General features: G+C 71.8%; 19 protein-coding genes and 1 pseudogene. 17 read left to right on the top strand and 3 right to left on the bottom strand.

The genetic code is table 11. The features are described 5' to 3' along the window. From ACZ3II_RS39190 to ACZ3II_RS39180, 3 genes and pseudogenes are all read left to right on the top strand, one after another. A pseudogene (locus ACZ3II_RS39190) lies at positions 1–606 on the top strand (glycogen debranching enzyme); the annotation flags it as partial. 61 nt (positions 607–667) lie between these two features. Further along, a complete protein-coding gene (locus tag ACZ3II_RS39185; protein WP_465525101.1) occupies positions 668–1,327 on the top strand; it encodes an HAD family hydrolase in 660 nt (219 codons plus the stop codon). Between the two features lie 27 nt (positions 1,328–1,354). Continuing rightward, complete coding sequence (locus tag ACZ3II_RS39180; protein ID WP_465525099.1) at positions 1,355–2,551, top strand: cysteine desulfurase-like protein; 1,197 nt, start codon at positions 1,355–1,357, stop codon at positions 2,549–2,551. On the opposite strand, the gene ACZ3II_RS39175 is transcribed toward ACZ3II_RS39180, so the two are convergent. Next, the gene (locus ACZ3II_RS39175; protein ID WP_465525097.1) at positions 2,541–3,074 is read right to left on the bottom strand and encodes a GNAT family N-acetyltransferase; all 534 of its coding nucleotides are present in this window, start codon (positions 3,072–3,074) and stop codon (positions 2,541–2,543) included. The two genes, ACZ3II_RS39180 and ACZ3II_RS39175, sit on opposite strands and share 11 nt — an antisense overlap. A 38-nt stretch (positions 3,075–3,112) precedes the next feature. On the opposite strand from ACZ3II_RS39175, the gene ACZ3II_RS39170 reads away from it, so the two are divergent. The 3 genes from ACZ3II_RS39170 to ACZ3II_RS39160 all read left to right on the top strand — a co-directional run bounded on the left by ACZ3II_RS39170 (position 3,113) and on the right by ACZ3II_RS39160 (position 4,473). Then, positions 3,113–3,655, top strand: coding sequence for a VanZ family protein (locus ACZ3II_RS39170; protein ID WP_465525095.1), 543 nt, complete (start codon positions 3,113–3,115; stop codon positions 3,653–3,655). A gap of 4 nt (positions 3,656–3,659) precedes the next feature. Continuing rightward, positions 3,660–4,091 (top strand): DUF4362 domain-containing protein, encoded by a 432-nt coding sequence (locus ACZ3II_RS39165; RefSeq protein WP_465525093.1) that lies wholly within the window; start codon positions 3,660–3,662, stop codon positions 4,089–4,091. A gap of 70 nt (positions 4,092–4,161) precedes the next feature. Next, entirely contained in the window at positions 4,162–4,473 is a 312-nt protein-coding gene (locus tag ACZ3II_RS39160) for a hypothetical protein (protein WP_465525091.1), read from the top strand. Here the strand turns inward: ACZ3II_RS39160 and ACZ3II_RS39155 are convergent. Beyond that, on the bottom strand, positions 4,462–5,649 hold the full coding sequence (locus ACZ3II_RS39155; protein ID WP_465525089.1) for an ROK family transcriptional regulator: 1,188 nt from the start codon (positions 5,647–5,649) through the stop codon (positions 4,462–4,464). The two genes, ACZ3II_RS39160 and ACZ3II_RS39155, sit on opposite strands and share 12 nt — an antisense overlap. A 68-nt stretch (positions 5,650–5,717) precedes the next feature. On the opposite strand from ACZ3II_RS39155, the gene ACZ3II_RS39150 reads away from it, so the two are divergent. Next, a complete protein-coding gene (locus ACZ3II_RS39150; RefSeq protein WP_465525087.1) occupies positions 5,718–6,545 on the top strand; it encodes a LacI family DNA-binding transcriptional regulator in 828 nt (275 codons plus the stop codon). Positions 6,546–7,182: 637 nt separating this feature from the next. Continuing rightward, positions 7,183–8,244, top strand: a complete 1,062-nt coding sequence (locus tag ACZ3II_RS39145) for a YncE family protein (protein WP_465525085.1) — start codon at positions 7,183–7,185, stop codon at positions 8,242–8,244. Between the two features lie 395 nt (positions 8,245–8,639). On the opposite strand, the gene ACZ3II_RS39140 is transcribed toward ACZ3II_RS39145, so the two are convergent. Further along, complete coding sequence (locus ACZ3II_RS39140; protein ID WP_465525083.1) at positions 8,640–9,401, bottom strand: flavin-binding monooxygenase-like family protein; 762 nt, start codon at positions 9,399–9,401, stop codon at positions 8,640–8,642. Between the two features lie 52 nt (positions 9,402–9,453). Here ACZ3II_RS39140 and ACZ3II_RS39135 point away from each other — a divergent pair, with 52 nt between their 5' ends. From ACZ3II_RS39135 to ACZ3II_RS39095, 9 genes are all read left to right on the top strand, one after another. Beyond that, positions 9,454–10,557 (top strand): RsbRD N-terminal domain-containing protein, encoded by a 1,104-nt coding sequence (locus ACZ3II_RS39135; RefSeq protein ID WP_465525081.1) that lies wholly within the window; start codon positions 9,454–9,456, stop codon positions 10,555–10,557. Positions 10,558–10,610: 53 nt separating this feature from the next. Then, the gene (locus ACZ3II_RS39130) at positions 10,611–10,922 is read left to right on the top strand and encodes a hypothetical protein (RefSeq protein WP_465525079.1); all 312 of its coding nucleotides are present in this window, start codon (positions 10,611–10,613) and stop codon (positions 10,920–10,922) included. Between the two features lie 33 nt (positions 10,923–10,955). Further along, a complete protein-coding gene (locus tag ACZ3II_RS39125; protein WP_465525077.1) occupies positions 10,956–11,606 on the top strand; it encodes a TetR/AcrR family transcriptional regulator in 651 nt (216 codons plus the stop codon). A gap of 106 nt (positions 11,607–11,712) precedes the next feature. After that, a complete protein-coding gene (locus ACZ3II_RS39120) occupies positions 11,713–12,477 on the top strand; it encodes a 3-hydroxyacyl-CoA dehydrogenase (protein WP_465525075.1) in 765 nt (254 codons plus the stop codon). Continuing rightward, a complete protein-coding gene (locus ACZ3II_RS39115; RefSeq protein ID WP_465525073.1) occupies positions 12,474–13,457 on the top strand; it encodes an NAD(P)H-dependent flavin oxidoreductase in 984 nt (327 codons plus the stop codon). Before ACZ3II_RS39120 ends, ACZ3II_RS39115 begins: the two co-directional genes overlap by 4 nt. Continuing rightward, positions 13,454–14,224 carry an enoyl-CoA hydratase gene (locus tag ACZ3II_RS39110; RefSeq protein WP_465525071.1) on the top strand — a complete coding sequence of 257 codons (771 nt, stop codon included), beginning with the start codon at positions 13,454–13,456 and terminating at the stop codon, positions 14,222–14,224. Before ACZ3II_RS39115 ends, ACZ3II_RS39110 begins: the two co-directional genes overlap by 4 nt. 66 nt (positions 14,225–14,290) lie before the next feature. Beyond that, the gene (locus tag ACZ3II_RS39105; protein WP_465525069.1) at positions 14,291–14,914 is read left to right on the top strand and encodes an AfsR/SARP family transcriptional regulator; all 624 of its coding nucleotides are present in this window, start codon (positions 14,291–14,293) and stop codon (positions 14,912–14,914) included. 75 nt (positions 14,915–14,989) lie between these two features. Further along, on the top strand, positions 14,990–15,931 hold the full coding sequence (locus ACZ3II_RS39100) for an aldo/keto reductase (protein WP_465525067.1): 942 nt from the start codon (positions 14,990–14,992) through the stop codon (positions 15,929–15,931). 1,724 nt (positions 15,932–17,655) lie between these two features. Then, the gene (locus ACZ3II_RS39095; protein WP_465525065.1) at positions 17,656–17,931 is read left to right on the top strand and encodes a hypothetical protein; all 276 of its coding nucleotides are present in this window, start codon (positions 17,656–17,658) and stop codon (positions 17,929–17,931) included. Positions 17,932–18,120: the final 189 nt, after the last annotated feature.

Genomic DNA, 18,120 nt, shown 5'->3' with positions numbered 1-18,120 from the left:
CGCAACTTCATGGCCACGCTGCTGCTGAGCCAGGGCGTCCCGATGATCGCCCACGGCGACGAGCTGGGCCGCACCCAGCGCGGCAACAACAACGTGTACGCCCAGGACAACGAACTGAGCTGGGTCGACTGGAAGAACGCCGCCGAGTACCACGTCCTGACCGGGTTCGCCGGGCGGCTGACCCGGCTGCGGGCCGACCACCCGATCTTCCGGCGGCGGCGGTTCTTCACCGGCGACCCGGCCGGCGAGTCGAAGCTGCCGGACATCGCCTGGCTGCGCCGCGACGGCGACGTCATGACCGATCACGACTGGGGCGCGGACGCCGCCCGTACCCTCGCCGTCTTCCTCAACGGCGAAGCCATCGAGGAACCGGACGCGCTCGGCGAGCAGATCACCGACGACTCGTTCCTGATCGTCTTCAACGCCTCGCCGGACCCGGTCGGGTTCGTCCTGCCGTCACCGGAGTACGCGCAGGCCTGGGAGGTGGTCGCCGACACCGCCGACCCGCTGCTGGCCACCCACGCCGGCGCGGACGCCGTACACAAGGCGCAGGAGACACTGCCCACGCAGTCGCGCTCGATGCTGGTGCTGCGCCGCCGCTACTGAGTAGGCCCGGCGTGTAGAGTTCGGCCGCTATGCGCGCCCCAACTCCACACGCGGGAACGGCATGATTGAAGCGGTGTTCTTCGATGTCGGCGGGACCATTCTCGACGAGTCCCGGGAGTTCGCGACCTGGGCGGACTGGCTCGGCGTGCCGCGGCACACGTTCTCCGCGGTCTTCGGCGCCGGCATCGCCCGCGGCCTGGACTGGCAGTCGGCATTCCGGGTGTTCCGCCCCGGATTCGACTTTCGAGCCGAGCTCGAACAGCGCACCGCCGCCGGATACCCGGACGCCATGACCGAGGAGGACCTCTACCCCGACGCCCGCGTCTGCCTGACCGACCTGAAAGCGCAGGGCCTCCGCGTCGGCCTGGCCGGCAACCAGCCCGCCGAGGCGGAGGCCATGCTGCACGCCCTGAACCTGCCGGTCGACGTCATCGGCGTCTCGGGCGCCTGGGGCGTGCACAAACCCTCCCCCGGCTTCTTCGACCGGGTGATCCGGGAGAGCGGCGGCAAGCCGGACACCGTCCTGTACGTGGGCGACCGCCCCGACAACGACGCCGCCCCGGCCCTGGAGGCCGGCCTCCAGGTGTGCCTGATCCGCCGCGGCCCGTGGGGTTTCATCCTCGACACCCCGCCGCCGGTCGCCGACCGCTGCCTGTTCCGTGTCGACGCGCTGACCGATCTGCCCGCCCTGGTCGCCGCCCACAACGCCGCCGCGGCCTGACCCTCCGGCAGGGGGCACACTGTCGGCATGGTGATCGACTCAGCGGCTCTGCGCTCGCACTTCCCCGCCCTCGGCACGGGCGTCGCGTACTTCGACGGCCCCGGCGGCACCCAGACGCCGCGCCCGGTGGCCGAGGCCATCGCGGCGACGATGCTGCGGCCGCTGTCCATCCGCGGGACGAGCACGGAGTCGGAACGCAACGCCGAACGCGTCGTCGGGGAGTTCCGTCACGCCTTCGCCGACCTGCTCAACGTGCCGGCGGCGGGCGTGGTCCACGGGCGCAGCGCCACCCAGTTGACGTACGACTTCTCCCGGCACCTGGCCCGGACCTGGAACCCCGGCGACGAGATCGTGCTGAGCCGCCTCGACCACGACGCCAACGTCCGGCCGTGGATCCAGGCGGCCGAGCGCGCCGGGGTGACCGTCCGCTGGATCGAGCTGGACGGCCCCGAGCTCGACCTCGGCTCGTACCAGCGTGTCCTGTCGGAGCGCACCCGGCTGGTCGCGGTCACCGCCGCCTCGAACGTGCTGGGCACCGTCCCGCCGGTCCGCCGGATCGCCGACCTGGCGCACGAGGTGGGCGCGCTGCTCTACGTCGACGGGGTGCACTACGCCGCGCACCGGCTGGTGGACGTGCCGGCGCTGGGCGCCGACTACTTCGTCTGCTCGCCGTACAAGTTCTTCGGCCCGCACTGCGGGGTCCTCGCCGCCGCGCCGGAGCTGCTGGAGACGCTGGCGCCGGACAAGCTGCTGCCGTCCACGAACGCGGTTCCGGAGCGGTTCGAGTTCGGCACCCTGCCGTACGCGATGCTGGCCGGGGCGACGGCGGCGGTCGACTTCCTGGCCGCGATCGCGCCGGAGGGCGGCGTGACCCGCCGGGAGCGGCTGGAACGTTCGTTCTCCGCGGTGCACGAGCACGAGCGTGGCCTGCTCGCCCGCCTGGAGGAAGGGCTGACCGCGCTGGGTGACGTGGTGACGGTGCACTCGCGCGCCGCCGACCGGACACCGACGACGCTGATCAGCCTGACCGGGCACGACGTGCGCGCGGCGCAACTCCATCTCGCTGCCCGGGACATTCTCGCGCCGGCGGGGTCGTTCTACGCGTACGAGCCGTTCACCGCGCTGAAGCTTCCCGACCCCGCGCTGCGGGTCGGTCTCGCGCCGTACAACACCCCGGACGAGGTGGACCGTTTCCTCGCCGGGCTGGCGGACTTCATGCGGTAGGGATCCAGAAGCGGTACTTGCCGCCGTGGCGGTTCTCCAGGACGCCGCCGTTGCGTTCGATCACCCGGCGGGAGAACTCGTTGTCCACGTCGCAGGTCAGCAGCGCCCGGGTGATGCCGAGCCGGCGGGCGGCGACGAGGCCGTCCCGCAGCATCCGGGTGGCGTGACCGCGGCGGCGGGCCGACGGGCGTACGTCGTAGCCGATGTGCCCGCCGGCCAGCAGCAAGTTCTCGGTGAGGCGGTGCCGGATCGCGAGCCGGCCCAGGTACTCGTCGCCGTCGGTCAGCCACAGGTTCGTCGCCGGCACGTGGCCGTCGGGGCGCGGGGAGTCCTCGCGGGCCTGGTCGAGCAGCCATTGCACGTACGCCGCAAAGCCTTCGGGTGTGATCCACGACGCGGCGAAGGCGCGGATCTCGCGGCCCGTCTCGGTCGTGTCCGTGGCGGCGCCGCGGCCCTCGGCACGGAACTCATCCATCGCGGTGAGGAAGGACGCGTGGACCCGGGTCGCCGGAGCATCGAGCATCACATCGATATCATTCTCGGCCGGGGAAGCGGGGGTCAATGCGCGGTCTGTTCGGGACGATTCCGGGTGTCGTGGTGCTCACGGTGCTGGCGCTGCCGGTGGCCGTGCCGGCCGTCTGGCTGCTGGCGCGGCGGCGGGGCGAGGTGCGGAGATCGCTCGCCGAGGTCGCCGTCGTCTACGGGACGGTGCCGTGGGTGTGGATGATCCTGCTGCCGAACGGCGGAGACACCGACCGCGACCCCCGCGTCAACCTGGTCCCTCTGCGCGATCTGGCCGACGTCGCCACCGCCGGCCCGGTCACCGCGACCGTGCAGATCGTCGCGAACCTGCTGGTCTTCGCCTCGCTCGGGTTCTTCGGCCCGATCCGGTTCCCGGCCCTGGCCTCGGTCCCGCGGATGCTGGCGCTCGGGGCGGCCGCCTCGATCCTGGTCGAGACCCTGCAGTACGCGCTGCGCCTGGACCGGGTCTCCTCCATCGACGACGTGCTGCTCAACGCGGCCGGCGCGGGGCTGGCGGCGCTGGCGTCCCGGCGCTGGTGGGCGCAGCGGCAGGGAACTCCCCACGAGGTCACCACGTCATAGCCTCATGCTCAGAAGATTCGCGGGTACGGTCCTCGCGCTGCTGACCCTCACCGGCTGCTCCACCCCAGCAGCGCCCAGCCCTTCCGCTCCGGGCCCTTCGGCTCCCAGCTCTGCGGCTCCCCGCCCTTCGCCGACGATCAAGGACTGCGGCACGTTCACCCTGTCGCAGGGTGATGATCTGTCCGCCCCCGCCGCCCGGTGCCTGATCCAGTCCGCGATGGCCGGAAACCCGGCCCGCCTGCAGGTCACCTCCCCCACCGTCGAGGGCGACCCGATCCCCGTCACCTACACCGTCACCGGCAAGAACCAGGTGGAGGTGATCACCGACACCCGGCAGGACGGCTTCGGCCCGAAGACCATCACCCACCGGACCTGCACCGGCCCCTCCTTCCGGGCGGGCGGCCTGGACTTCACCCACTGCTCCGAACCGTCCTGACCTCGAGAACAGCAGAATGGCCCGGTGCGCCGAATCACCGCGGAACCGCTGGGCCCCCGTACCGCCAAGGTTGGATCTCAACCGCGACCTCGCGCCGTCGATCATCGGACCGGGCCCCCGCTACCGCCTCGCCGGCGACACGGTCATCGCCCTCGACGAGCGCCTGCAGCCGGTCCGGCAGCGGACTGCCGAGGGCGTGGAAGGAGCCCGGCTGCTCTGTGACCGCGATCTCCACCCGATCGGCTGGATCGACCTGCCGCCCGTGCCGTCCGGGACGGCGATGGAGGGACCGGTCTACGGTCTCGGCGCGGGAATCCTCGCCGGTTCCCGCTCCTCCGGCGATGACGAGCGATACGACGGGCTGTGGCGGTCAGCCCACTGACTCCCGGGCCACGCGGAAGCCTGGCGTGTGGCCGGGAGAGATCGACGCCTGGACGATCAGGGCGGCGGCGCCGATCGCGGCGGCGTTGCGGGGCTGGGCGGACAGCTCGACCAGGATCTCGTGGCGATGCCGGGCGTGCGCGGTCCGGGCCAGGTGGGCGCGCAACCGGCGGGCGTAGATCGAACCGGCCACCGCCACCCCCGGACCCGTCAGCACGATCCGGCCCAGGTCCAGCAGATTCACCATCGAGGTCACGGCCACGCTCAAGTGCCCGGCCGCCTGGTCGATCACGGCGAAGGCCTCGGTGTCGCCGCTGACCGCGGCACGGGCGATGGTGTCGTACGCCGATGCGACGGTCCCGTCCAGCCGCAGCCGGGCCGCCAGATCCGGGTAGGCCCGGCCGGCTTCCACGGTGGCGGTCATCGACGCGTACCGTTCCACGCAGCCCTGGTTGCCGCACGGGCACGGCCTGCCGTCGTACTGGATCGACAGATGCCCCAGCTCCCCCGCGTCGAACCCGGCGCCGCGGAACAGCGCCCCACCGAACACCAGCCCCGCCCCGATCCCGGTGGACAGGTACACCGCGCCGAACGACTGCTCCCGCGACACCCGCCGGGACCAGAACTCACCCAGCGCCGCGGCCGCCGCGTCGTTCTCCACCAGCACCGGGATCTTCAGCCGCTCGGCCAGGTCGTCCCGGAGCGCGCCGAACGTGTCCGGTTCGCCGGGGCTCGCCGACGGCGCCACCACGGCCAGGCCCTCCACCCGCTCCCGGGGCAGGTCGAGCCCTTCGGTGAAGTCGTCGAACCGGGCCGCCAGCTGGCCCGGCAGGTCGGAGCCGTCCAGCGGCACCACCTCCCGGCCCACCACGCCGCCGGTCAGGTCGATCGCGACACAGGTCACCGACTCCGGCCCCAGCTGGAACCCGACCCCGAACAGGTTCGCCGGGTTGATCGCGAGCAGTTTGCGCGGTTTGCCGCGGTCCGAGGCGACGGCGCCCGTCTCGTGGATCACCCCGTCGGCGATCAGGTCACGCACGATGTTCGAGATCGACGGCTGGGTCAGCCCGGTCAGCTCCGCCACCTCGACCCGGCTGATCGACTCGGCGGAGCGGATCACGTCCACCACCAGCGCGCGGCTGCCCGGACCGGCTGCGGGCGCTTCTCTACGTGCCATGGCGGTACGGTATCGCGTGGCTGGTGAGTACCTTCGCACGTGATCGACAGGAACCCGGGAGGCGGACCGTGACGCAGGCGCAACGGCGGGTCGGCATGGTGCTGGCGCGGGCGTCCCGGGTGCTCGGCGAGGAGCCGTACTATCACGAGTTCCTCGAGGGCCTCGAACGCGTGCTCACCCCCGCCGGCGTGTCGGTGCTGGTCAAGGTGGTGACCGACCGGGCCGCGGAGAACGAGACGTACCAGCGCTGGGCCGCCGAGGGCCACGTCGACGGCGTCGTGCTGGTCGACCTCGCCCCCGACGACGACCGGGTCGGCCTGGTGAACGAGCTGTCCCTGCCGGCCGTGGTGCTGGGCGCACCGTCGACCGCGTCCGGCCTGCCGACGGTGTGGACCGACGACGCCGGTTTCGCCCGCGAAGCGATCCGGTTCCTGGCGTCCCGCGGCCACGAGTCGATCGGCCACATCACCGGCCCGGAGACGTTCGCGCACACCCAACTGCGCCGGGCGGGCGCCGAGGAGGAGGCGGAGGCGCGCGGGGTGCGGCTGGCGCATGCGGTGGGCGATTACTCGTACGACTCCGGCCGCGCCGCCACCACCGAACTGCTCGCCGCCTCCCCCACCGCCATCATCTGCGACAACGACATCATGGCCCTGGCCGCCCTGGAGACCCTGCGCGACCGCGGCCTGTCCGTCCCCACCGACATCGCGGTCGTCGCCTGGGACGACTCCGCCCAGTGCCAGCTCGCCGTCCCGGCCCTGTCGGCGATGAGCCACGACGTCGGCCGCATCGGCGAACTGGCCGCCGGCGCCCTCCTCGACGCCATGTCCGGCGCGTCCCCCACGGTCTACGAGGCGCCCGCCGCCCACATCGTCGTCCGCGCCAGCACCCGCTGACCCCGCGGTCCACGAAGCCATCCCCCGGTGCACAGTCCCGCGCCTCCCGGCCATCCCTCGGTGCGGCTCATGCATGCCGTCGCGGTCACCACCAGCCGTGACCCTAAAAATCGTCAGCCGTCGCTCACGCCTCTCCCGGAGACCGGTTGACCTGTCTGAGCGACGGCCGACCTTGCCAGCCGTCGCCCACACAGGCCAACCACCGCCCATGACAGGCCTGAGCGACGGCCAGACCTGCCAGCCGTCGCCCACACAGGCCAACCACCGCCCGTGGCGGGCCTGAACGACGGCCGGACCTGCCAGCCGTCGCCCACACAGGCCAACCACCGCCCGTGGCGGGCCTGAGCGACGGCTGGGCTTGCCAGCCGTCGCTCAGGAATGTCGAACGATGCTCGTGGCAGGTCTGGGCGACGGCTGGTGATCTGGCCGCGGGCTGTCGGGGCGATGTCCATGGACCTGAGGTGCTCGCCATGCGGGCGGTCCCGTTCGGTGCCCGTAGCGCGCCGAGACGGCGGGTGCGGTGGAAATCTTCGTCAGATGCTGAGTGGCGGAAGGGAATTACCATAGATGGGAGTCGATCATGAGGTGAGGGATCGGCCCTTCCGGTGATCGACGGACAAGTCATGGGGGAAAGGCAATGCGCAACTCGAGGACGTTCGCCGTGTTCGGCATCGCGCTCGTCACCGGCCTCGCCGGCGCCGCGATCACACCGGCCGTGGCGGTGGCCGCGCCCGCGCCGACCGTCACCACTCTTCCGTTCAACGACCCGTCCGATGTCGTCAGCACCGGGGACCGGGTCTTCGTCAGCGGTGGCAGCGATGCGAAACAGATCGCCGTGACCGACGCGGCGGGCCGGGTCACTGCCACCGTCGACGGACTGGACGGACCGAGCCGGCTGCAGCTCAGCAACGACCACCGGACCCTTTACGTGACCCAGCGATCAGCCGGCGAGATCGTCGCGATCGACACCCGCTCGCTGGCCCGCACCGCCACCTTCGACATCGGCGACGGCACCTGCCCGTCGTCGCTGGCCTACACCGGCCGGTACCTCTGGTTCGGTTACGGGTGCGATGCCTGGACCGGAGACATCGGCCGGATCGACCTCGGGTACCAGCCGACCGTGCCGGTCGTCGAAGGGCTCGCCGACACCAGGTTCTACGGCCCGCCGCTGCTCGCGTCGGCCGGGAGCAACACCAGGGTGCTGCTCGCGGGCGAGGCGGAACTGAGCCCGTCGGTCAGCATCGCGTACGCGGTCGGCGCGGACGGCAGGCTGACCCGGATCAGCGCCACCACCGACAATTCCGGCAGCTTCGGGCAGGACCTGGCGCTCGACCCGTCCGGGACCATCGCGTTCTCGGCCAGCGGGGCGCCGTACCAGGTGCAGTCGTTCCCGGTCGAGGACATGCGCAAGACCGGGACGGTGTACGAGACCGGGCCGTACCCGAACGCCGTCACGGTGTCCCGCGACGGCACCCGGGTCGCGGGCGGGGCGGACGCCTCCTACGAATCCGACGTCTTCGTGTTCACCCGGAACGGGGCCGAGGTCACGCGGTTCGAGCTGGGCGGCACCGACCACATCCTGGTGCCGGGCGCGCTGGCGTGGGCGCCGAACGGCCGCCGGTTGTACGCGGTGAGCAACGACGGATACCCGCGCACCACGCCGGCCCAACTGCACGTGCTGCCGATCCCGGCCGGCTGAGCGACACCAGTTTCACGCGCCGCCGTTCCCGCACGCCGGGAACGGCGGCTTTGCCGGCCGGAAAGACGTGCACCGCCCGGGCGGCAGCGATCCCGGTGGCCGGCGTACCGGGATCGGTCCCGGGTAGCCCACACTCCAACCGTCCCCGGCAATGAACATCGGCCCGGCCTCGTATCTCCTCCGCCGAGTCGCCGCCCGCCGCCGACCCCTGAGGACCGCTGAGGTCGGGCGGGGGACGCCCGACTGGCCGGGGATGGAGGGTGCCGGTGGAGACGGCATGAAGTTCGCCGGGGTTGGCGACGTTGGTGGACCTCGGAACGGCCGGTGGCCGACCTGGCCGAACGTGCCGGACGCGCCGGTGACCAGGACCCGCATCCCGCGGGCGTCGCGGCGGCTCATGATCGGGCTCCCCGGGCTCGGCGGAGGTCGGGAACGTACTGATCGACGTCGATGCGCATGTGTGGCCGGGCGTGCGGGCCCCACCGGTCGACGGCGGCACGCAGCGCACGGTCGACGGCTTTGCGCTGCTCGGCGGCGGGCGGCAGGGCGCAGGCGCCGGAGAAGTACGCGGCGGCGAGCTTGGCCTGCGCCTCCACCACCGGGAACGCCGACCCGGTCGACTGCATCAAGCCGACGAACGCGAGGCTCGGATCGTCGAGATGGAAGACCCGGCGGTAGAGCGGCAGGCTCTCCGCTTGCGGTCCGAGCCACCGCGGGGACAGGAACGGGATGTGTACGCGGTAACCCGTCGCCCACACGATCACGTCGACCTGGTCGGCGCCGCCGTCGGTGAACACCACCTTCGCCCCGTCGAGACGTTCGATGCCGGGGCGCGGGGCCACCTCGCCGTGGGTGATCCGGTGCAGGATCGTGTCGCTGACGGTCGGATGGTTCTGGAAGAGGCCGCCGGACGGGGCGGGGAGCCCGTACCGCTGCGGGGTCCCGACCGCCACCCGCAACAGCGTCTCGGCGACCCGCTGCCGCAACCGCCACGGCAGCACGGCCAGGGCGCCGCCGGTCGCGTCGGACGGCCGTCCGAACAGGTACTTCGGCACGATGTGCACCCCGTGCCGGGCGGAGAGCAGCACCGGCCCGGCGGCCACGTGCGACGCGTCGACGGCGATGTCCATGTAAGCGCCGGCAGACGGACGAGACATGGCGCCGACCACCCGATTCCGGCCGCTGGTTGTGGGCCACCACAATGACGGCATGAACGCTCCGGACGGCTGGGCCGCCGTGGTCGACATGATCGAACGGGTCATGGGCGACGAGGATCTGCTGCCGTCGGTGCTGGCCGGAGTCCGGTCCACGGTGCCGGAGGTGGCGGTGCTCGCCCCGTCCGACATGGCCGGGCACACCCGGGCGCTGCTCACCGCCGCGACCCGGGCGCTCGCCGAGCGGCGCGGGCCGACCGAGGCGGAACTGTCGTTCATGGCGGAACTCGGGGTCACCCGGGCCCGGCAGGGCGTGCCGATCGAGGCGGTGCTCGGGGCCATCCACGTCGCCGAGCGGGCGATCTGGGCGCGGGCCCGCGACGTGGCCCGGGCCGAGGCGGTGAGCGCGGACCGGCTGCTCGATGCCCGGGAGCTGTACGACGACTGGGCCGACGCCGTCCGCAACCGGCTGATCGCCGCGCACCGGGCCACCCGGGCGGTCGCCGATCCCCGGCCGGGCGGGCGGGACACGGCCATTCTGCGGCGGCTGCTGCAGGGCGGGTCGGCGGCCGCGCTCGCCGCCGCCGAGGCGGGACTGCCGGTCAGTGGCGGGCTGTGGGTGCTGGTCGCCCGGCCCGGGTACGACGAGAAGGCGCTGCGGGAGCATCCGCCGGTGGTGTGCGCGATCGTCGGCGACCTGCTCGTGGCGGTGCTCGGGCGGCAGCCGTCCGGCGGGCCGGTGGCCGGGCTCGCCGGGCCGGCCGAACCCGACCGGCTCGCGCCCGTACGCCGGCTGGCCGCCGCGGCGCTGACCGTCGCCGAGACGTCCGGGCGTGACGGGCCGGTGCACATCGCGGACGTGGCGTGGCTGGCGGCGCTGACCGACCGTACCGACCTGGCCGGGGTGCTGCTCGACCGGCACCGGCGGGCCTGGGCCGCGCTCGGGCCGAACGCCGGGCCGGTCGCGCACGCGGTGCTCGCCTGGCTGGACGCCGACCGGGACGTCACGGTCGCGGGCGAGCGGCTGTTCGTGCACCCGAACACGGTGCGCAACCGGGTCCGCCGGTTCGCCGAGGTGACCGGCATCGATCCGGCCGGCACGTCCGGCGCGGTGAACGCGTGGTGGCTGTGTCACACGTGGCTGCGCGAAGGGTCCTGAGATCGCGGCACGCAGGTGAAGACGTTGCGTCCGCGGTCGGCACGCTGGCCGCGGTGGCCCGGCCGTGGGAGGCGGCACAGCCGGCGCCCGCGGCGGCTGTGCCGGCCGGCGCCGCACCGGTCGGCCTGACTCTGCTCGACCAGGGCGACAAGGTCGTCCTGCGCTGGAACGGGGCCGCCACCAGCGGTTTCGAGCCGCTCATCCTCGGCGGACGGGACCAGCAGCAGCTCCGGCCGATGGGACAGGTGGCGCCCGGCGTGGACACCCATACCGTGGCCGGGCTGAACCCGGACATCGACTACTGTTTCGCGGTCGGTCCGGACACCACGGGACCGTTCACGGCGGTCTGCACGCAACGCCCCTGAAGACAGTCAGCGTGGACCGGTATTGTCGCCGGCATGACGATGACGCCGGCGGCTGCCGCCGACTCCGGGCCCGCGCGGGGCCGACCGCGGGCCGACCGGACCCGGGAGTCCCGGGCCCGGATCCTCGACGCGGCCGTCACCTGCCTGCTGCGTGACGGGTACGCCCGGACCAGCACCATCTCCATCCAGGCCGAGGCCGGGGTGTCGCGCGGGCGGATGCTGCACCAGTTCCCGTCCAAGGAGGAACTGCTGGTCGCGGCGGCGCACCACATCTTCGCCGCGCAGCTGGAGCAGCCGGTGCCCGTACCCGTCAATGATCAGATCGCCGAGGCACGCGGCCCCGGTGAGCGGATCGCCGTGGTGGTGGACGTGCTGTGGGCGACCTTCCAGGAGCCCAGTTTCTGGGCGGCCACCGAGCTGTGGGTGGCCTCCCGCACCGAGCCCGCCCTGGCCGAGGCGATCCGGCCGGCCGAGCGGCGGCTGGGCCGGGCGATCTGGGCGCGAATGGATCACCTGTTCGGATCCGAGCTGGTGGCGCGCCCGCTCTACCTGCCGATCCGCCCGGTGATCTTCACGAGCATGCGGGGTACGGCGCTGAGCTACGCCTTCGACGCGAGGGATCCACGGTCCGAGCCGTTGCTCGAGCACTGGAAGGAGATCGCCCGGCACGCGCTGCTCGCCTGAACATCCATTAACAGACAGCCTTGACTGTTTCTGGGTTGCGGGGTGAGACTCAGCACGCGCGGACCCGCCTTATCGACGGTCCGGCCGGACTGCGAAGGGGATCTCCGTGAGACTGACCCAGCACGACGTCGCACTCGTCACCGGTGGCGCCTCCGGCCTCGGTCTCGCCACCGTGCGGGCCCTCGCCGCCGCCGGCGCCAGGGTGGTGATCGTCGACCTGCCCTCCTCCGACGGCAAGGACGTGGCCGAGCGGATCGGCGACCCCGCCCGGTTCAGTCCCGCCGACGTGACCAGCGAGGAGTCGGTGACCGCCGCCCTCGACGTGGCGGCCGGACTGGGGCAGCTGCGCGTGGTGGTGAACTGTGCGGGCATCGGGAGCGCGCACCGGGTGGCCGGCAAGAAGGGCGTGTTCCCGCTCGAGCTGTTCCGCCGTACCGTCGAAGTGAACCTGATCGGCACTTTCAACGTGATCCGCCTGGCCACCGAGCGCATCGCCCGGGGCGAACCGGCCGACGGCGAACGCGGCGTCATCATCAACACCGCGTCGGTCGCGGCGTTCGACGGGCAGATCGGCCAGGCGGCGTACTCGGCGTCCAAGGGCGGCGTCGCCGCGCTCACCCTGCCGGTCGCCCGCGAACTCGCCTCCTCGCTGATCCGGGTGGTCACCATCGCGCCCGGCCTGTTCGAGACGCCGATGCTGGCGGGGCTGCCGGACGAGGCGCGGGCGTCGCTCGGCGCGCAGGTGCCGCATCCGGCCCGCTTGGGGAAACCCGAGGAGTACGCGGACCTCGCGCTGAGCATCGTGCGCAACCCGATGCTCAACGGCGAGACGATCCGGCTCGACGGCGCGATCCGGATGGCGGCGCGATGAGCGCGGTTCTCACCACGCGGTTCACCGAGGCGTTCGGCGTACGGCATCCCATCGTGCAGGGCGGCATGCAGTGGGTCGGCCGCGCCGAGCTGGCCGCCGCCGTCTCCTCCGCCGGCGGTCTCGGCATGATCACCGCGCTGACCCAGCCCACCCCGAAGGACCTGGCCGCCGAGATCGAACGCTGCCGGGAACTCACCGACCAGCCGTTCGGCGTGAACCTGACGATCCTTCCGGCGATCACCCCGCCGCCCTACGACGAGTTCCGGCGGGTCATCGTCGACTCGGGCGTGACGATCGTGGAGACGGCGGGCTCCAACCCGGAACCGCACATGGCGATGTTCCGGTCCCACGGCGTCAAGATCATTCACAAATGTACGAGTGTCCGCCACGCCCTCAAAGCCGAGAAGGTCGGCGTGGACGCGGTCAGCATCGACGGCTTCGAGTGCGCGGGCCATCCCGGCGAGGACGACGTGCCCGGTCTCGTGCTGATCCCGGCCGCCACCGCCCGGCTGCGCATCCCGGTGCTCGCCTCCGGCGGGTTCGCCGACGCCCGCGGCCTGGTCGCGGCGCTGGCCCTCGGCGCCGACGGGATCAACATGGGCAGCCGGTTCATGTGCACCGCCGAGTCCCCGATCCACGACAAGGTCAAGCAGGCCATCGTGGACGGCGACGAACGCGGCACCCAGCTGATCTTCCGGCAGCTGCGCAACACCGCCCGGGTCGCCGGCAACGCGGTCAGCCGCGAGGTCGTCGAGATCCTGCGGGACGGCGGCACGTTCCCCGACATCGCCCCACTGGTCGCCGGGTCCCGGGGCCGCACCGTCTTCGAGAACGGCGACCTGGACGCCGGCATCTGGACCGTCGGCATGGTGCAGGGCCTGATCGACGACATCCCCACCTGCGCGGAGCTGATCGACCGGATCGTCACCGAGGCCGTCACGCTCATCCAGAACCGGCTGCACGCGGCGGTGGCCGCGTGAGCAGCGACGACATCACGGTGCACCGCGACGGGCCGGTCCTGCGGATCACCCTCGACCGGCCGCACGTGCTCAACGCGGTCACCGAGACCGTCCTCGACGATCTGGCGGACCTCGTCACCGAGACGGGAGCGGACCCGGACGTACGCGTCCTCGTGCTCTCCGGCGCCGGACGCGCCTTCAGCGCCGGCGCCGACCTCACCAGCGGCTCCTCCTCGTCTCCGGAAGAAACGGTGCAGGCCGCGAACCGGCTGATCCGGGCCCTGCTCACCATCCCGCGCCCGGTCGTCGCCGCCGTCCACGGCCCCGCCGCCGGGGTCGGCTGCTCCATCGCCCTCGCCTGCGACCTGGTCCTCGCCTCCACCGACGCGTTCTTCCAGCTCGCCTTCGTCAACGTCGGCCTGATGCCGGACGGCGGCGCCACCCTGCTCGTCCCGGCCGGCGTCGGCCGCGCCCGGGCGATGGCCCTGTCCCTGCTCGGCGACCGGCTGCCCGCCACCACCGCCGCCGCGTGGGGACTCATCCACCGCGTGGTGGAACCCGGGGAACTCGCCGAAGCCCTCGACACCCTCGTCACCCGGCTGGCAGCGGCCGCGCCGCTCGCCCTCACCGCCACGAAAGAGGCAGTGAACGCCGCCACCCTCGGCGGCCTCGAGGACGCCCTGGACCGGGAGCTGACCGGTCAGTCGACGCTGCTGACCAGCGCCGACTTCCGGACCGCCGCCGTCGCGTTCCTGGAGAAGAGGAGGCCGCAGTTCATCGGCCGGTGAACCGTGTCCCACCCTGTCGTTATGCTGCAGCCGTAACGGAAGACGCTGCTAGATGGGGATGTCACGATGAATGACGGCCGGTTACGGTTCGAGATCCTCGGCCGGGTCCGCGCCTATCGTGGCGATGAGGAACTCGATCTCGGACATGTCCGGCAACAGGCGATCCTCGCCCTTCTGCTGCTGCACGCCGGCCAGCCGGTCCCGCTGGCGCAGATCGTCCACACCCTCTGGAACGGCGACCCGCCGGAGAACGGCGACGACATCGTGCTGCGCTACATCGGCACGCTGCGCCGCATCCTCGACCCGCAGCGCACCGCCCTGCTGGCCCTCACCGACGGCGGCTACGTGCTGCGCGCCGGCGACAACGCCGTCGACACGGGCGTGTTCCGGGCCGCGCTGGACCGGGCCCGCGACGAACAGCGGACCGGCACCCTCGGCGACGGGACCCAGGAGGTACGGGCGGCGCTCGACCGCTGGCAGGAGGAGCCACTGTCCGGCCTGACCGGGCCGTACTTCGACTCGGCCCGCGCCCGCCTCAAGGAGGAACGCGCCACCGCCTCCCAACTGCTCGCCAAACCGATCCTGGCCACGCCCGTGCCGGCAGCCACTTCGGCCCCCGCCCACACCGAGCCGGTCGACCCGTGGGCCGGCCACGATCTGTTCCCGCCCGACTGGAGCACCCTGCCCTGACCCTTACTTCTTGACCTGGAGCGCGCTCCAGGTGGAAGCGTCGTCGTCATCAGCTCACCAGGGGGATGAACAACGATGACGGAACGCGGAATGATTCTCGGGACGATGTACTTCGGCACCCGCCTCGACGAGGCCTCGTCCATGGCGTTGCTGGACCGCTTCGTGGACCAGGGCGGCACCTGGATCGACACCGCCAACAACTACGCGTTCTGGGCGGATCCCAGCGGTGTCGGCGGCCAGAGCGAGGCGGTCATCGGACGGTGGCTGGCATCCCGGCCCGGAATGCGTGACCGGGTACGGATCAGCTCGAAGGTGCGCTACCAGCCGACCGTCCCCGGCCGGTGGCCGGAATCCGCCGAAGGCCTGTCCGGGCCGGTCATCCACTCGGCGGTACGGGACAGCCTGAAGCGGCTGAACACCGACCGGCTCGACCTGTACTGGGCACACGGCGAGGATCGGACGGTCCCACTGGAAGAGACCGTCGCCGCGTTCGGCGAGCTGGTGCGGGACGGGCTGGTGGCCCGGCTCGGCGCGTCCAACCACGCGGTCTGGCGTGTCGAGCGGGCACGGCGGCTGGCCTCGGAGCAGGGGGTCGAGGGATACACGGCACTGCAACTGCGGTGGTCGTACGTGGAACCCCGCCCCGGCGCCGAACTCCCCGACCAGGGCCACCGGCTCCTGACGCCGGAGGCCCTGGACTTCGCCCGGTCCGAACCCGGCCTCGCGATGTGGGCGTACACGCCACTGATCAACGGCGCGTACACCCGCGCGGACCGGCCGCTGCCCGAGGCGTACGACCATCCGGGAACGGACCGTCGCCTCGCCGTACTGGCGCAGGTGGCCGACGAGCTGGGCGCGAGCCGCAACCAGGTCGTGCTGGCCTGGATGGCGACCGGCGACCCGGCAGTCACCCCGATCGTCGGGGTGAGCACTCCGGCACAGCTGGACGAGGCACTGCAGGCGGACCGGCTGATCCTCAGCAGCGATCAGCGCGGGCGTCTCGACAAGGCCGCCTGACCAGCCGCCGACGATCAGGCAGCCGCCGGACCGTATGGGTGCCGCACCGGCGGTGATGCGCCCGCGCCCGAGTCGTCGCCACGCCCACGCCGGGCCCGGTGCCAGCGCCGGGCTCATGCCGGTGCCACGCCACGCCCGCGCCGGTGCCCATGCCGTGCCCGGCATCGTGCCGTGGCGATGATCGCCGTTGAGGGCGGTCGCCGGTCGGACGACGGCCATCGCCGCGCCAGGCAGTTCCGTGGCGGGAAAGATCTCCGTAGCCGCGAGCCTCACCACGGTGCGGTGAGACCGATTTCCCTCCATCACCTTGGACAGCCGTGCGTGCCCAGCTCTGTCGCCGGTCCGATAGCAGTTGATCTGGCCCCCCTACCGTCTACCCAATTATTTCGGCCGGATCGTCTGCTCGGTCGGATGCGGCAATCGATTTGGCATGATCGACTTCTTACCGTTCTTGTCCGGGATCGGGGACAATATTGACATGGGGCAGATTTCATTGTTCAGCCGGGCGCAGACTGCGACGATGCGGGATCCGACAAAGGCACGGAATTATGATCCGGATCGAGACGAGTTTCGGCGGCAGCACAAGATACGTCGCGATCGGGGTCTACGGCAGAGACATGCTGAGAAGCTCAGGCGGCTACGGGAGAGCGGTGTCGTTTCACCACTGGCGGCAACCGTTGCGGCCGCCCAGGAACGATTGAAGGCTCGCGCCTCACCGCCGACGAGCACGGCGTCGGCACCGTGGCCGAAGTCAGCTTCGCAGCCGGCATGCTCACCGGTGTCGCCTCGAGGATCACAGCCGCCTCCAACGGTGTCATCGGTGGTGGAGACGTCCCGGGAGGAGACCCGGCCGCCGACGTCGAACAGGCTCACCGCGGCTGAACCAAGAGTGACCGTAGGCATCGGAACAGCGGAAACGTCGCCACAGTCCACGGCCGCGACAAGATCCGTGGCGCGGACGGCGGAACTGCCGAAGTCAGGAACGGCAGATCCGGAGGGGCCTCGGGCGGCAGATCCGGCAGAACCACAGGTGACAGATCCAGTGGAGCACAGAGCGGCAGATCCGATGGGGCCAGGGGTGACAGGGCCGGCAGGGCGAGAGGCGGCGGATCCGGCTCAGCCAAGGGCGACAGGTCCGGTGGAGCGCAGGCCAGCAGATCCGACTCGGCCGAGCGTGACACGTCCGGCGGGGTCAGGGGTCCCGCAAGTCAGGCGGCCGAAGGGGCGACTGCCGTCGGCGGCTCAGCGGTCCGTGATCGTCGGGCCGCGGGCGACGGGTGCTGCACCGACACAGTTGAGGATGAAGGCTGCCTCACACCGGAGAATACGGCAGTGGATGCGTTTTCGGTGGTCGATATCTTGGCGGCTCGCGGCGGCTCACGGTTGGAATTTATTGGATGAGGGTGGTCGTTGCAGGATTGTGGTTGCGGCGGCTCTTAGGGCTACACGGAATGGCCGAGTTCGTGAGGGTCGCCGTGCGGTGGTGACGGGAATTCCGGTCGAGGTGTGTTCTGAGCCTTTCGCCAAATCATGGCATCGGTGGGCGCGAAGCATTGGCAGCCTGGTTCTTGGGCCGCCGGGTCGGTTTTGCCGTCGCATCAGGGAAGCGGATCGGCCTATCAACTCGGCGAACTGTTGCGTCGGGATGGCGGCCAGGTGATGGCTGGTGATGCGTTGGCGATCAGAAAAGCTTCCACCAAGGGCGGCGCTTCGCCGGAGGCTCGGTGGCCGGCGGCGGAGGCGGCAACGGCGCAGCAGGCCACGGACGCGGAACCGGCGCGGCAGACGGCGACACCGGTATGGCAGGCGCGGCGGGGACGGCGGGCGGCGAAATCGGCGCGGTGGATGGCGTGGGCGGCGGAATCGGTGCGGGCGGCGGTGGCGGGGGCGGCATCGACGCGGGTGGCGGTGGCGGCATCGGCGATGCGGGTGGCTCGGGGCGGACCTTCACCACCGTATGTATTTCGGCGTTCGGGTCGGGGGACGGCATGCCGGGCTGAAGAGGGGAATGCCGGCTGCAGTACCAGACCGTGCCGGGTGGGTGGCCGACCCAGCCGTCGGGCATCTCGTGCGGGCCGCCGTATTCGACGAGGATGAATGCGTCGATGTCCGGGTCATGCCGGAGGAAGGTGGCGCCGCACTGAGCGCAGTGAGGTGGTATCACGCGAAAGATTCTGTCATCGATACGG

The organism is Actinoplanes sp. NPDC019969, from assembly GCF_055562375.1.
This window is presented reverse-complemented; position numbering and strand designations above follow the sequence as displayed.